General features: G+C 66.8%; 13 protein-coding genes. 6 read left to right on the forward strand and 7 right to left on the reverse strand.

What is annotated here, in order from left to right; genetic code table 11:
* The first annotated feature begins 37 nt into the window (after window positions 1-37).
* The gene (locus tag H7J93_RS23455; protein WP_267308690.1) at window positions 38-1,126 is read left to right on the forward strand and encodes an S-(hydroxymethyl)mycothiol dehydrogenase; all 1,089 of its coding nucleotides are present in this window, start codon (window positions 38-40) and stop codon (window positions 1,124-1,126) included.
* Window positions 1,123-1,752 (forward strand): MBL fold metallo-hydrolase, encoded by a 630-nt coding sequence (locus H7J93_RS23460; protein ID WP_267308691.1) that lies wholly within the window; start codon window positions 1,123-1,125, stop codon window positions 1,750-1,752. Before H7J93_RS23455 ends, H7J93_RS23460 begins: the two co-directional genes overlap by 4 nt.
* Here H7J93_RS23460 and H7J93_RS23465 read toward each other — a convergent pair.
* Complete coding sequence (locus H7J93_RS23465) at window positions 1,749-2,483, reverse strand: SHOCT domain-containing protein (protein WP_267308692.1); 735 nt, start codon at window positions 2,481-2,483, stop codon at window positions 1,749-1,751. The two genes, H7J93_RS23460 and H7J93_RS23465, sit on opposite strands and share 4 nt — an antisense overlap.
* Before the next feature lie 67 nt (window positions 2,484-2,550).
* The gene (locus tag H7J93_RS23470) at window positions 2,551-3,186 is read right to left on the reverse strand and encodes a TetR/AcrR family transcriptional regulator (protein ID WP_267308693.1); all 636 of its coding nucleotides are present in this window, start codon (window positions 3,184-3,186) and stop codon (window positions 2,551-2,553) included.
* A gap of 127 nt (window positions 3,187-3,313) precedes the next feature.
* Here H7J93_RS23470 and H7J93_RS23475 point away from each other — a divergent pair, with 127 nt between their 5' ends.
* The gene (locus H7J93_RS23475) at window positions 3,314-4,261 is read left to right on the forward strand and encodes an SDR family oxidoreductase (RefSeq protein ID WP_267308694.1); all 948 of its coding nucleotides are present in this window, start codon (window positions 3,314-3,316) and stop codon (window positions 4,259-4,261) included.
* A gap of 67 nt (window positions 4,262-4,328) precedes the next feature.
* Window positions 4,329-5,417, forward strand: a complete 1,089-nt coding sequence (locus H7J93_RS23480; RefSeq protein ID WP_267308695.1) for a class I SAM-dependent methyltransferase — start codon at window positions 4,329-4,331, stop codon at window positions 5,415-5,417.
* Here the strand turns inward: H7J93_RS23480 and H7J93_RS23485 are convergent.
* Window positions 5,414-6,376 (reverse strand): GlxA family transcriptional regulator, encoded by a 963-nt coding sequence (locus H7J93_RS23485; protein ID WP_267308696.1) that lies wholly within the window; start codon window positions 6,374-6,376, stop codon window positions 5,414-5,416. The two genes, H7J93_RS23480 and H7J93_RS23485, sit on opposite strands and share 4 nt — an antisense overlap.
* Before the next feature lie 93 nt (window positions 6,377-6,469).
* On the opposite strand from H7J93_RS23485, the gene H7J93_RS23490 reads away from it, so the two are divergent.
* Window positions 6,470-7,099, forward strand: a complete 630-nt coding sequence (locus H7J93_RS23490; RefSeq protein ID WP_267308697.1) for a DJ-1/PfpI family protein — start codon at window positions 6,470-6,472, stop codon at window positions 7,097-7,099.
* Complete coding sequence (locus H7J93_RS23495; RefSeq protein ID WP_267308698.1) at window positions 7,096-7,395, forward strand: hypothetical protein; 300 nt, start codon at window positions 7,096-7,098, stop codon at window positions 7,393-7,395. The genes H7J93_RS23490 and H7J93_RS23495 overlap by 4 nt, the downstream gene beginning before the upstream one ends.
* Here H7J93_RS23495 and H7J93_RS23500 read toward each other — a convergent pair.
* The 4 genes from H7J93_RS23500 to H7J93_RS23515 all read right to left on the reverse strand — a co-directional run bounded on the left by H7J93_RS23500 (window position 7,392) and on the right by H7J93_RS23515 (window position 12,647).
* On the reverse strand, window positions 7,392-9,137 hold the full coding sequence (locus H7J93_RS23500) for an acyl-CoA dehydrogenase family protein (protein ID WP_267308699.1): 1,746 nt from the start codon (window positions 9,135-9,137) through the stop codon (window positions 7,392-7,394). The genes H7J93_RS23495 and H7J93_RS23500 overlap by 4 nt on opposite strands.
* 28 nt (window positions 9,138-9,165) lie before the next feature.
* Window positions 9,166-10,908 carry an Hsp70 family protein gene (locus H7J93_RS23505; protein ID WP_267308700.1) on the reverse strand — a complete coding sequence of 581 codons (1,743 nt, stop codon included), beginning with the start codon at window positions 10,906-10,908 and terminating at the stop codon, window positions 9,166-9,168.
* Between the two features lie 63 nt (window positions 10,909-10,971).
* Window positions 10,972-12,060: an NAD(P)H-dependent amine dehydrogenase family protein gene (locus tag H7J93_RS23510; protein ID WP_267308701.1), complete on the reverse strand. Its 1,089-nt coding sequence runs from the start codon at window positions 12,058-12,060 to the stop codon at window positions 10,972-10,974.
* A 32-nt stretch (window positions 12,061-12,092) separates the two neighbouring features.
* Entirely contained in the window at window positions 12,093-12,647 is a 555-nt protein-coding gene (locus H7J93_RS23515) for a hypothetical protein (protein ID WP_267308702.1), read from the reverse strand.
* Window positions 12,648-12,715: the final 68 nt, after the last annotated feature.

The raw sequence follows: 12,715 nt of genomic DNA on the forward strand, positions 1-12,715 counted from the left end.
TTACAGGGTCCCACTATCACGGCTAAGGTTCTGACCCATGAGTCAGACAGTGCGCGGTGTGATTTCGCGGAAGAAGGGTGAGCCGGTCGAGGTGGTGGATGTCGTCATCCCCAACCCCGGACCGGGCGAGGTGGTCGTCGACATCCAGGCGTGCGGTGTCTGCCATACGGACCTGACCTACCGCGAAGGTGGGATCAACGACGAGTTTCCGTTCCTGCTGGGCCATGAGGCCGCCGGCATCGTCGAGTCGATCGGTGACGGCGTCACGCACGTGGAGCCCGGCGATTTCGTGATCCTGAACTGGCGCGCGGTGTGCGGCGAGTGCCGGGCCTGCAAACGCGGGCGCCCGCATTTGTGCTTCAGCACGTTCAACGCCGATCAGAAGATGACGCTGACCGACGGCACGGAGCTGACGCCCGCGCTGGGCATCGGTGCGTTCGTCGACAAGACGCTGGTGCACGAGGGACAGTGCACCAAGGTCGATCCCGCCGCCGACCCCGCCGTGGCCGGGCTGCTCGGTTGCGGCGTGATGGCCGGCATCGGTGCGGCGATCAACACCGGCGCGGTGAACCGCGACGACACCGTCGCGGTGATCGGTTGCGGCGGAGTGGGTGACGCGGCGATCGCGGGTTCGGCGCTGGTGGGCGCGAAGCGGATCATCGCGGTGGACACCGACAACAAGAAGCTGGACTGGGCGCGCGGTTTCGGTGCGACGCACACGATCAATGCCCGCGAACTCGATCCGGTGGAGACAATCCAGGACCTGACCGACGGCAACGGCGCGGATGTGGTGATCGATGCGGTCGGGCGGCCGGAGACGTGGAAGCAGGCGTTCTATGCCCGCGATCTCGCGGGAACGGTTGTGCTGGTGGGTGTTCCGACCCCGGATATGACGCTGGAGATGCCGTTGGTCGACTTCTTCTCCCGCGGCGGGGCGCTGAAGTCGTCGTGGTACGGCGACTGCCTTCCGGAGCGCGACTTCCCGACGCTGATCAGCCTCTACCTGCAGGGCCGGCTGCCGCTGGACAAGTTCGTCTCCGAGCGCATCGGTCTCGACGACATCGAGGATGCGTTCCACAAGATGCACGGCGGCGAAGTGCTGCGGTCGGTGGTGGTGTGGAAATGAACGGCGGACCGATTCAGCGTGTCGTCACCCATGGCACGTTCGAACTCGACGGTGGCAGTTGGGAAGTCGACAACAACATCTGGCTCGTCGGCGACGAGAACGATGTCGTGGTCTTCGACGCCGCCCACGACGCCGGGCCGATCGTGATGGCCGTCGGCGGCCGCAACGTCGTCGCGGTGGTGTGCACCCACGGGCACAACGATCACATCACCGTCGCCCCCGAACTCTCGAAGGCGCTCGACGCTCCCGTGCTGCTCCATCCGGCCGACGACGTGTTGTGGCGGATGACGCACCCCGACAAGGACTTCCGCACCGTCGACGACGGCGCAACGCTGCAAGTCGGGGGCATCGAACTGCACGCCCTGCACACCCCGGGGCATTCGCCGGGGTCGGTGTGTTGGCATGCGCCCGAACTGAACGCGGTCTTCAGCGGCGACACCCTGTTCCAGGGTGGCCCGGGAGCGACCGGACGGTCATACTCCGACTTCCCCACCATCCTGGCCTCGATCTCAGAGCGGCTCGGAAAGCTGCCGGGCGACACCGTGGTCTACACCGGGCATGGCGACAGCACCACGATCGGCGATGAGTTGGTGCACTACGACGATTGGGTCAAGAGAGGCAGTTAGCTGTCGAGGATGCGGCGCTTCTCGGCGTTGTACTCCTCTTCGGTCAGCGCCCCTGAGTCGCGCAGTGCGGCCAGCTGCCTGATCTGCTCCAGTCGAACGCCCTGATCGCTCGGCGTGTAGCTCGCGGAGGGGTCGGGCGGCGCACTCGACAGCGACGGTTCGGTCGTCACGAGCTCATCCGGTTCGAGCAGTCGCGCCTTCTTGTTCGCCCGCAGCGACCACGTGATCGCAGCGAACAACTCCAGCAGACCGAGCGCGAACAGACCCCCGAACACCCACACGAGCCAGCCATTCGAGCTGTCGCGCCCGAACGCCAGCCGCGGCGAGATGTAGCCGTCCACCGCACCGTCGACTTTGACGTCGTACGTCCCCTGCTGCGCGATCTGCACCGTCCAGATCCGCACGTGCACATCGCTGTTGACCGACGTCGTCCCGCCGATACTTTCGGTGACCGTTGGGTCAGGGAGACCGGCGGACGGGGTGATACTGAAGCTCAGCTCCGGGATCGGAAATCCGCTCGTCGGCCTGCCGGTGGTCGCGGTGTGGAAGCTGACGGTTGTCTCGCCCGCAGGCAGTTCGAGGCTGGCCGAGCCGGGGATGGGGACCTCACCGTAGGCGTCGTACTCGTCGAGCACGAACGCGTTGAGAATGAGTACGGCGACGAAACCGATGATCGACGCGATCAAGGTGAGGATGGAAACCACGATCGCGATCCGCGGCGCGAGCCTCATGGCCGCAGTCTGTCATGTCGTGGGCGAAAAAGTCTGCTAGACCTTGCTTTTGTTACGCCGCCGACGATTACGCCGGCACCTGCGCCGCCGCGCCGATCAGCCACGTCTGCAAACCGACACGCAGCCCGTCGGCGAATCGCTGCCCCGGATCGGGCATCCCGATCGCCGCGATCGCGACCCGCACGGGTTCGATGGGCACCGAGAACGGATACCCACCGGCCACGAGCAGCGTCGCCCCTTCGGCGAAGAACGCGGTGAACTCCGCAGGCAGCCACGGCAGGTGCAGGCCGACGAGTTCGGCCAGTGCACCGACCCGCTGCATCGCCCTGGCCTTGAAATCGAGGGCGAAGTCATGCGAGATGTTGCGCTCCAGCACCGACGCCATCGACCCCAGCAGCTCACCGAACAACGGGCGCGCCAAAACCGAATCCGCAATCACCGTCGCCACCCGAATCTCGCTGGCGTATCCCGGTTTTCTGCTGCGTGGCCGACCCAGGCGTTCCTCGATGTCGTCGAGCCACGCCGCGAACTCCTCGTCGAGCACCTCCAGGAAGATCGCCTCGCGGCTGTCGAAATAGCGCAGGACGTTCGACTTGGCCAGGCCGACCCGGTCCGAGAGATCCCGCAGGCTGATGTCCCCGACGTTCCTCTCGGCGAGCATGTCGCGGGCGACGGACATGATCGCCGACCGCCGAGCCGCCATCTGCTCAGGCCGACGAGCGCGTTGAAAGGACGTCACAAGGCCTCGAGATTATCAGACCAATGGGCTCTTGTTATCAGAACGCTGGTCCGTTATTGTTCGGTTATCCATCCCACAGAAGGAGAAACCCATGGTCCGTGTGCGCGAAGTGACAGTGCCCGACCAGTCCGGCAAGCTCGCGGTCGTCACCGGCGCCAACTCAGGCCTGGGTCTCGGCATCGCTACCCGCTTGGCCGCCGCTGGTGCCGACGTCGTCATGGCGATCCGCAACCGCGCGAAGGGCGAGGAGGCGATCGCACAGATCCGCTCGACGGTGCCCGACGCGAAGTTGACCATCAAGTCGCTCGACCTGTCCTCGCTGGCCAGCGTGAAGGCACTCGGCGACGAGCTCAACGCCGAGGGGCGGCCCATCGACCTGCTGGTCAACAACGCAGGGATCATGCAGCCCCCGCAGCGCGAGACGACCGCCGACGGGTTCGAGTTGCAGTTCGGCTGCAACCATCTGGGTCACTTCGCGCTCACCGGCCACCTGCTGCCCCTGTTGCGCGCCGACGGCGGCGCCCGCGTGACGACGTTGAGCAGCTCCGCCGCGCGCCTGGGCGGCATCAACTTCGACGACCTCCAGTGGGAGAAGCGCTACAACGCGACCGGGGCGTACGCCCAGTCCAAGTCCGCCAACCTGATGTTTGCCATCGAGCTGGACCGCAGGAGCAAGCGGGGCGGGTGGGGCATCGTCTCCACCGCCGCACACCCCGGCCTGTGCAAGACGAATCTGCAGCTGAGCGGGCCCTCGCATGGTCAGGCCAACCCCACCCTGCTCGAGCGCTTCTACCGGATCAGCCGACAGGTCACCCCGTTCATGTGGCAGGAGATCGACGAGGGCATCCAGCCCGCCCTGTACGGGGCGACCGCCCCCGACGCACAGGGCGGCGCCTTCTACGGACCGCGCGGATTCCTCGAGTTGGCAGGCGGCGGCGTCACCGACGCCAAGATCCTCGCGCGCGCCAGCAACGAGGCCGACGGCCGCCGCCTCTGGGAGATCTCCGAGCAGCTGACCTCGGTAACCTATCCCGCATAGGGAGGGTTACCGTCGTAGGTGACACCTAATTCACCCGCACTGTCACCCGCACATCTTGGAGGTCGCGATGCCGGAGTCAAGCATCGTCGTGCGACCTGAACCCACCAACAGCGGGACCTACACCGCCAGCTCCCGACTCCAGGCGGCGGGCTTGACCGGCGCGTTGGCGATCTTCGAAGAGGCGGCCAACGTCGTCCCGCTGCCGACCCAGCCCAATCCGATCGTCATCGCCGACTACGGAGCATCGACCGCCCACAACTCGCTGCTGCCCATCTGCGCGGCAATCGCCGTGCTGCGCAAACGAACCCGCAATGACCATTGCATCTACGTGGCACACACCGACGTGCCGGAGAACGACTTCACGGCGATGTTCCGGACCCTGGCCGAGGATCCGGACAGCTACCTGGCCAAGGATCCGGCGTCCTTCGCCTCGGCGGTCGGACGCTCGTTCTACGAGCAGATCCTGCCGTCGAGCAGTGTGACCCTGGGCTGGAGTTCGTGGGCGATCCAGTGGTTGAGCCGCGTGCCGTCACCGATCCCCGACCACATCCAAGTCGCCTACAGCGGCGACGAGACGGTGCGGGCGAAGTACGCGAAGCAGGCCGCGCACGACTGGCACGAGTTCATCGCGTTTCGCGGCAGAGAACTCGCTCCTGGTGGGCGCCTCGTCGTGATGACGATGGCGGTCGACGACGACGGCGAATTCGGCTACCGCCCCATGTTCGCCGCGCTGCTCGATGCGCTCGACGAACTAGAAGGCGCAGGGCTCATCACCGCCGAGGAGATTCACCGGATGTCCATCCCGGTGGTCGGACGCAAGGCCTCCGACTTCTTCACGCCGTTCGCACCGTCGGGCCGTTTCGAACAACTCGAGATCGACCACCTCGAGGTGTTCAACGCCGAGGACAGGTTCTGGTCGCAGTACAAAGTCGACCGCGACGAAAAGGTTTTCGGCGCGCAGTGGGCGTCTTTCGTGCGCGCGTCGGTGTTCCCGACGCTGGCGGCCGCGCTCGACGGCGGCATCGGCGACGCCCGCACCACTCAGTTCCTCGACCGGCTCGAAACCGGTGTCGCCGAGCGGCTGGCGGCCTCGCCCGAACAGATGCAGATCCCGCTGGCACATCTGGTCTTGATCAAGCGCCGCAGGAACCGCTAGCCCGCCATCCGCTCACGAAATGTGTTGCGGTAGTTCAGCGGTGCCACTCCGGTCAGCCGCCGGAACTGTTCGCGGAAATTGGCCGGTGAGGTGAAGCCGACTTCGCGCCCGATCCGTTCGACACCGTAGGCGGTGCTCTCCAACAGCTGCTGCGCATGCCGGACCCGCACGCCCGTCAGCCACTGCATCGGCGTCTGCCCCGTCTCGGCCTGGAACCGGCGGTTCAGGGTTCGCACGCTGACCGAGGCGCGGGCCGCGATGTCGTGCAACGTCAGATCGCTATGCGCCTCCTGCTCGATCCACGCGAGCACGTCGTCCAATTCGGTGCGCTCGGCAATGTGCTTGACAGCGGCCTGATTTCGCAGGATGAACTGCGCCTGTCCCCCGCTGCGGTGCAGTGGTGCGACAGCGAGTCGAGACGCGTCGGCGGCCACCGCGGCGCCGTAGTCGCGGGCGATCATGTGCAGGCACAGGTCCAACCCGGCCGACGCGCCCGCCGACGTCAGCACCTGCCCCTCGTCGACGTAGAGAACGTCGGGGTCGAGATCGACGGCGGGAAAGCGGGCACGGAACAGGTCGGTGGCGATCCAGTGTGTCGTCGCACGCCTGCCGTTCAGCAATCCGGTGGCGGCCAGCGTGAACGCACCCGTGCAGATCGATGCGATCCGGGTCCCGCCGGCGTGCGCGGCCCGCAGAGCCGCCAGCACCTCATCGGGTGCGTCCACCGACACGTCGTTGACGCCGGGAACGACGATCGTGTCCGCCTCGACGAGTGCCTCAAGGCCGTGGTCGGTGGCGATGCGCATCGGGCCGGCCGACACCTCCGGCTGGGATCCGCACACGAGGACGCGGTATCCCGCTGCACCAGAAGGCAATCGGACCCGGCCGAACGCCTCGATGGGGGTGGCCACATCGAACGCGATGGTGTCGGGTAGCGCGAGGACGACGATGACGTGCATGCCCAGACCGTACCGCACCTGGTGGCAATATTTCAGCGATAAATGGCGATCTTGCCACTAGCTGACGCGTCGCATCCTCGAGACGATCGTCGTGTGTACGCCCAGATCGTGTTGTTCGACGGGTTTGACCCGCTCGACGCCACCGCCCCGTTCGAGGTGCTCGCCGCCGGCAGCGATGCGGCGGGAGGTGACTTGCAGGTCGAGTTCGTGTCGGCCGAGGGACCGAGGGCGGTGGTGAGCGGAACCTTGGGAATGGTGCTGCACGCCACCGCCGAACTCGACGCGACGAAGCCAGGTTTCATCGTCGTGCCCGGCGCATCGGGCCCGATCGAGGGCGATCCCGACGAAGTCGACACCATCCCGGTGCTGCTTGCGCGATTCGCCGAATCCGCCGCGATTCCCTTGCTGCGCAAGGCGATGGACAACCCCGATGTCACGGTCGCCACGGTATGCGGCGGTGGACTCGCGCTGGCCATGGCCGGTCTGCTGGAGGGACGCAACGCCGTCACACACCACCTCGGCATGGATCTGCTCGAAGCCACCGGCGCGACCGCGGTGCACGCACGCGTCGTCGACGACGGCGATCTCGTCACGTCGGCAGCGGTCACCTCCGGACTCGACCTCGCACTGCACCTCCTCGATCGCACCTATGGAGCGCAGGTCGCGCTCGCGGTCGAGGACCTGTTCGCCTACGAGCGACGCGGGACGGTGTGGAGGAGATGACCATCGTCGGAGACTGGGATGTCACGATCAAGACGCCCATCGGGTCGCTGGCCGTGGTGTATTCGTTCACCGAACGCGACGGCACGCTTGCGGGCACGGCGACCGGCAAGGGCGAGACCGTACCGCTGCGCGACATCGTCGTTGACGGGCAACGGGTTACGTGGCGTCAGTCGGTGACCAAACCGATGCGGCTGAACCTCGACTTCGACGTGGTGGCCGACGGTGACCGGCTCACCGGGCACTCCCGGGCCGGCCGGCTACCGCGGTCGGCCGTGACGGGTGAGCGCCGCCGCTAGGGCGCCATCTCGTAGGCGCCGTCGTAGGCCTTCACCCGCTCCCAGATCCGGTGAAATCGTGCGGGGTCGGGCACCGGCTTACGGATAGCGCTCAGCGCCCAGTCCTGCTGTGCCGTCGTCGCAGTCGGCTTACCGTGCAGCGCAACGGCATACATGTTGAAGTCGCGGACCTGGAAGTCGAAGATCTGGTCCAGCATGTCGGAGTCCAACCCGGTCAACGCCGCCTGCTCCAGAATCAGCTGGCCGTACACGATCAGCGAGAACAGGTGGCCCACGGTCAGCAGGAAGTCAAGGTCCTTCTGCTGCTCGGCGTCGGGGGCAGCAGTCAGCAGGAATTCCCGAAACGCCGTGGCCTGGTCGTAGAACACCGCGACATTCGGGATCGCGACGTGCTCCTCGTAGATCGGCGTCCAGTCGGCGAACTGCACCTTGCCAGCCCCGCGGGTCGGTCCCTGGTTCCAGAAGAAGGTGTCGTCCGCGGCGTCGTTGCGCATCGGAATCGCCGGATACTCCTTGGGATTGAGCATGTAGTTCGGCATGAACTTCAGCACCAGGCCGACGTTCACGTGGACCGTGCCCTCCAGTCGAGGCAGGGTGCCGATCAGCTGTGCCACCTCGCGGAACATCGTGTTCTTCTCGTACCCCTTGGCGGCGATCACGTCGTGCAGTGACCGCAGCACCGTCTCACCCTCCATCGTGACCTTGGCCTTGGTCATCGGGTTGAACAGCAGATAACGCCGGTCCTCGAGGCTCGCGGACCGGAAGTAGTCGACCGAGCGCTGGCTGAACAGTTTCATCGCGATCAGGCGGGAGTACGCGTCGACGAAATTCGTTCGTACGTGCGTGAAATCGGTGACGGGGTTGCCGTACAGGATGCGGTTCTGCGCATGCGTGATCGCCTCGTAGAACGCGTGCTCGGTCATGCCGACCGAGCACGAGCACAGGTTGAACTTCCCGATGTTGACCGTATTCAGGGCCGCGGCAAAGGCTTCCACGCCGGTGTGCAGGATGTCCTCCTCCCGCACCGGGTAGTTCTCCAGCCGGAAGGTGCTGACGTAGATCTGCATGTGCACGACGTTGTCGATCAGCTGGTAGTCGTCGTGTTGGCTGTCGGCGACGAACCACACATAAGCGTCCTCGCCCTCGATGTCCCCACGCCGCCCGAACACCGACACCATGCTGGCGACGTTGCCGTTGCCGATGTAGTACTTCTCCCCCGTCGCCCGGTACAGGATGCCGTTGGCGCGGTCCTCCTCGCTCGCGGGCGTCAGGACCATGTCGGTGTTGTAGACGTCGGCGCCGCGGGAGCGTTCGGACAGCCCGAACGCCATCACTTCGCCGTTCTCCAGGTCGTCGGCGGCCTTCAGCTTGGCGTCCTTGTTCTCGCTCTGCCAGATCGGCCCCAGCCCGAGGATGGTGACCTGTTCGGTGTACCAATAGGTCAGCCCGTAGAAGCCGAGGATCTCCGATAGTGCGGCGTTGCGCGCGGCGTCCCAGCGTTTGTCCGGGTTTCGGCCGGCGAACTCCGACGGCGTCAGGAACGTCGCAAACAGTTTCTCGCGCTTGACGAAGTCGACGAAGTCGCTGGGCCACACCGCAGCCAGGTCGTCGTCGAGCAGGCGTTTCTTGCCCTGACCTTCGAACCAGTCGATGGTGGCGCGCAACAACCGCCGCGTTTCGGCGTCGAATTGCGGCGGGTCGTAGGTCTTGGGATCGAACAGCAAGCCGTCGGTCTGCGTCATGGCGGTCAGCCTAGGGCTGCCGTCGGCGCTACGGCGCCGGTTGCGGAGGCTGGATCGGGTTCGGGACGAACGGCAGACCGGGGATGGTTTCGTAGGGCAGCGTCGGGATGACCGGCGGTTGTTGCGTCGTCGCCGGTGGCTGCTGCGTGGTCGTCGGGGGCGGCTCCGTGGTCGGCGGCGGTTCGGTCGTCGCCGGGGGCGGTGTGGTCGGTGGCGGCTCGGGCGGCGGCGCGGTCACGGTCTCGGTCACCTGTGGCGGCGGCGCCTCCTGCGTGACGGTCTGCGGTGGTGGGGCCTGTGTTTCCTGCGGCGGCGGGGGCGGCTCGCTGGTCGCCGGGGGCGGAGTGGTTGCCGGGGTCGACGCAGGAGCGGGCGACGACTCGTCCGAGCGCGTCACGTACAGCGCGACCGCCAGCGCGGCCAGCAGCACGACCACGGCCGCCGCCAGCGCCACCGCGGGTCGCCGGTACCACGGCACCGGCGTCGCCGTGCGCTCGTCGTCATGCGGGTCCCGGTGGAACTCGATCTGCGGCCGGACGTCGCCGGTGGGAGCGACGGGCGAGTCGTAGTCGTACGGGTCGGTCGGTGCCACCTCGGGAAGGTCGCCGGCGTCCGACCACGCCAACGCACCGAACGTGCCCGATGGCGCCACCTCGTCGGGTGCTGCGACCTCCGGCGCCATCAGCGTCGCGTCGGCAGCCGCAGCCGCCGGCGCTGCGGCGGCCATCGACGTCTGGCCCTCCTCGACCGTCCCGCGCACGGCCGCGGTGCCGCCACCGATCGCCGCGGTCAACTCCGGATGAGCGGTCGTGATGACCGGGACCCGGAAGTGTTCGGACAACGTCGTCGTGATGAGCGGGATCCGCGCTCCGCCACCGACCGATGCGACAGCCGCCAGCTCGCGAACACCGTTGTGCTCCAACGTTTCCTGCAGCACACCGGCGAAGTCGGCGACGGGTTGCCGTATCGCGTCGTCGAGTTCGGTACGGGTCAGCCGCACCTCACCGCGATGCCCCGGCACGTCGACCAGCAGCGAGGTGACGCTGGCAGTGGACAGCCGTTCCTTGGCGCCGCGGCACTGCATCCGCAGATGCGTCAGCGATCCGAGCGCCGATGTTCCCGACAGGTCGATGGCCCCCGCGGCCGACAGGTCGTTGAGCACGTGGGTGAGCAGTGCCTGGTCGACGAGATCACCGCAGAGATCGCCGTGCCGAACGGTCGGGGCCAGCGGCGCGTAACCGGCGTCGGCGTCGACCAGTGTGATGCTGGTACCGGTGCCGCCGAGGTCGCACAGCGCGATGACGCCCCGCGTGGGCAGCCCCGGATCGTCCTGCAGCGCCGTCAGCGCGGCTGTCGCGTCCGAGACAAGGGGCGCGCGCTCGAACTCCGGCACCTCGGCGAGCGCGGTGCGCAGGCTCTCGACGGCGTTCTGACGCCAGTGGGCGGGGTGAGTGACGGCGATCGGCCCGTCCGGCGGCCTGCCCGCCAGCAGCGCGAGCAGTAATGCGCGCAGCGCATCGGCGAGGACACCGTCAGCGCGATGTGTCGAGCCGTCAGCAGCGACGATGCCGACCGGGTCGCCGACGCGGTCGACGAAGTCGGTGAGGATCAGGCCCCGCTCGTTGAGGTTGGGGTTCTCGCTGGGCACGCCGACCTCGGGCGGTCGGTGCGGAAAGCGGGTCAGCACAGAGGTGCGCAAAAGGGCCGCGCGGCCGACGACCACCGCGGCCAGGTTGGAGGCCCCTACCGAGAGCCCTACCCCGTCAGCCATCACTTCCCGTCTCGATCAAACGCTATCGGAGATATCAATCTGATCGGACGGTGTTCGCGTTACTCAGCGGATCGTTCCCGCACCGGGAATCAGCGGTAGATCCAGTGCGGTGACCCAGCCCGGGGACAGGTCGTTGACCGCGGGCACCGCGTTGAGCGCCCGCAGGCCGGTGGACAGGCAGCCCGCGGCGGCCGCGTCGCGGCCGGAACCGTCGGTGAACCTGAATGCGGTCTCCTGGAAGATGCTCGGCGTGCCCTCGATGTCGACGCGGTAGACGTCGTTCTGGTTGCCGGTCGGCCAGTCGGGTGCGGCGTCGTCACCGATCCGGTTGACGTGCTCGAGCTGGATGCGCGTCTCGCCCTTGTAGACGCCGTTGATGGTGAACCGGACGGCCGCGACGTGACCCGCGGGGATGATGCCCTTGGCCGACTTGCGCTCGTTGGGAGTCACCCACTTGTCGTACGTCGTGGTGATCTCGTCGAGCATGATGCCCGCCGCATGCGCGATCATGGGAACTGTTCCGCCCCAAGCGAATACCAGAATGTCGGGAGTTTCGAGCATGGCCTTCTTCTCCGGCGGCCTGCCGATGCCCATCTCACGTTCGTAGTCGCCGGTGTAGTTGGTGTAGTCCAGCAGTTCGGACGCGCGCACCGTACGGACCTCCGAGCACAGGCCCATCAGCGTCATGGGGAACAGGTCGTTGGCGAAGCCGGGGTCGATGCCGGTGGTGAAGCACGACGACTCGCCCAGCTCGCAGGCCTCGGTGATGGGTTCGATCCAGTTCGGCGGGTTGAGGTGCATCGTCGGCCACACCCACGGCGTCATGGCTGTCGAGCAGACGTCGATCCCGGCGCGCAGGAACCGCGTGATCAGGCCGATGTTCTCCTCGGCGTGCGCGGCGGTGGGCCCGTAGTGGACCAGGGCGTCGGGTTTGAGCGCGATCAGTTCGTCCACGTCGTCGGTGGCGGTCACGCCGACCTTGGTGCCGAGGCCGCAGATCTCGCCGACGTCGCGGCCGACCTTGTCGGGGTTGCTCACCCCGACCCCGACCAATTCGAACAGCGGGTGTTTGATGACCTCCGGAATGACCATCTTGCCGACGAAGCCGGTGCCGAAGATGACGATTCGCTTCTTCTGAGAGTCAACAGTCACGCGTAACCTTTCGATCGGCCCCCGCCTCGTCCTCACCCTAGGCGTCGGGCAAAGCGACGGTGCAAGAGTTGTCTGGGTACACCCAGTGCCGCCCCGATTTCGCCCCAGGAGAGCCCGCATTCGCGCGCTGATCGAACTGCCTCGTCGTAGCGCGCCTTCGCGCGGGCCAGGTCGTCGCGTGCCTGGCCCAGCTCGCGCACGCTCGCGCCGGACAGCACGTCGTTGAGGATGGGATCGGGGTCGGTGCACAAGGGCCTATCGTCGGGCTCACCCCCGAACTCCTCCAGCACCCGCTGACGCGCAGCCAAAATCTGCGGATCGTCAAACCACCACGGCTTCGGACCCACCCCACCCCAGGCACCCTCCAACCCAGCCGCGTCATCAACCGATGACACCGATGCGTCGCACACCTCCCCCTCGGGCACATCACTCACCGCCGATTCGTCCGGCTCGTCCCCGAACTCCTCGACCACCCGCCGACGCGCAGCCAAAATCTCCGGATCGTCAAACCACCACGGCTTCGGACCAACCCCACCCCAGACTTCGGCGTCATCATTTGATGACGCCGCATTGTCGGCACTATCCATGCGCGAGAGCCTGCCCGCCGGGTACGACAACCAGGCGGCGGGAATGTTTACGGCTCCCCCGGCATTAA

Source organism: Mycobacterium barrassiae, from assembly GCF_025822765.1.
In the GTDB taxonomy this organism is placed as follows: Bacteria; Actinomycetota; Actinomycetes; order Mycobacteriales; family Mycobacteriaceae; genus Mycobacterium; species Mycobacterium barrassiae.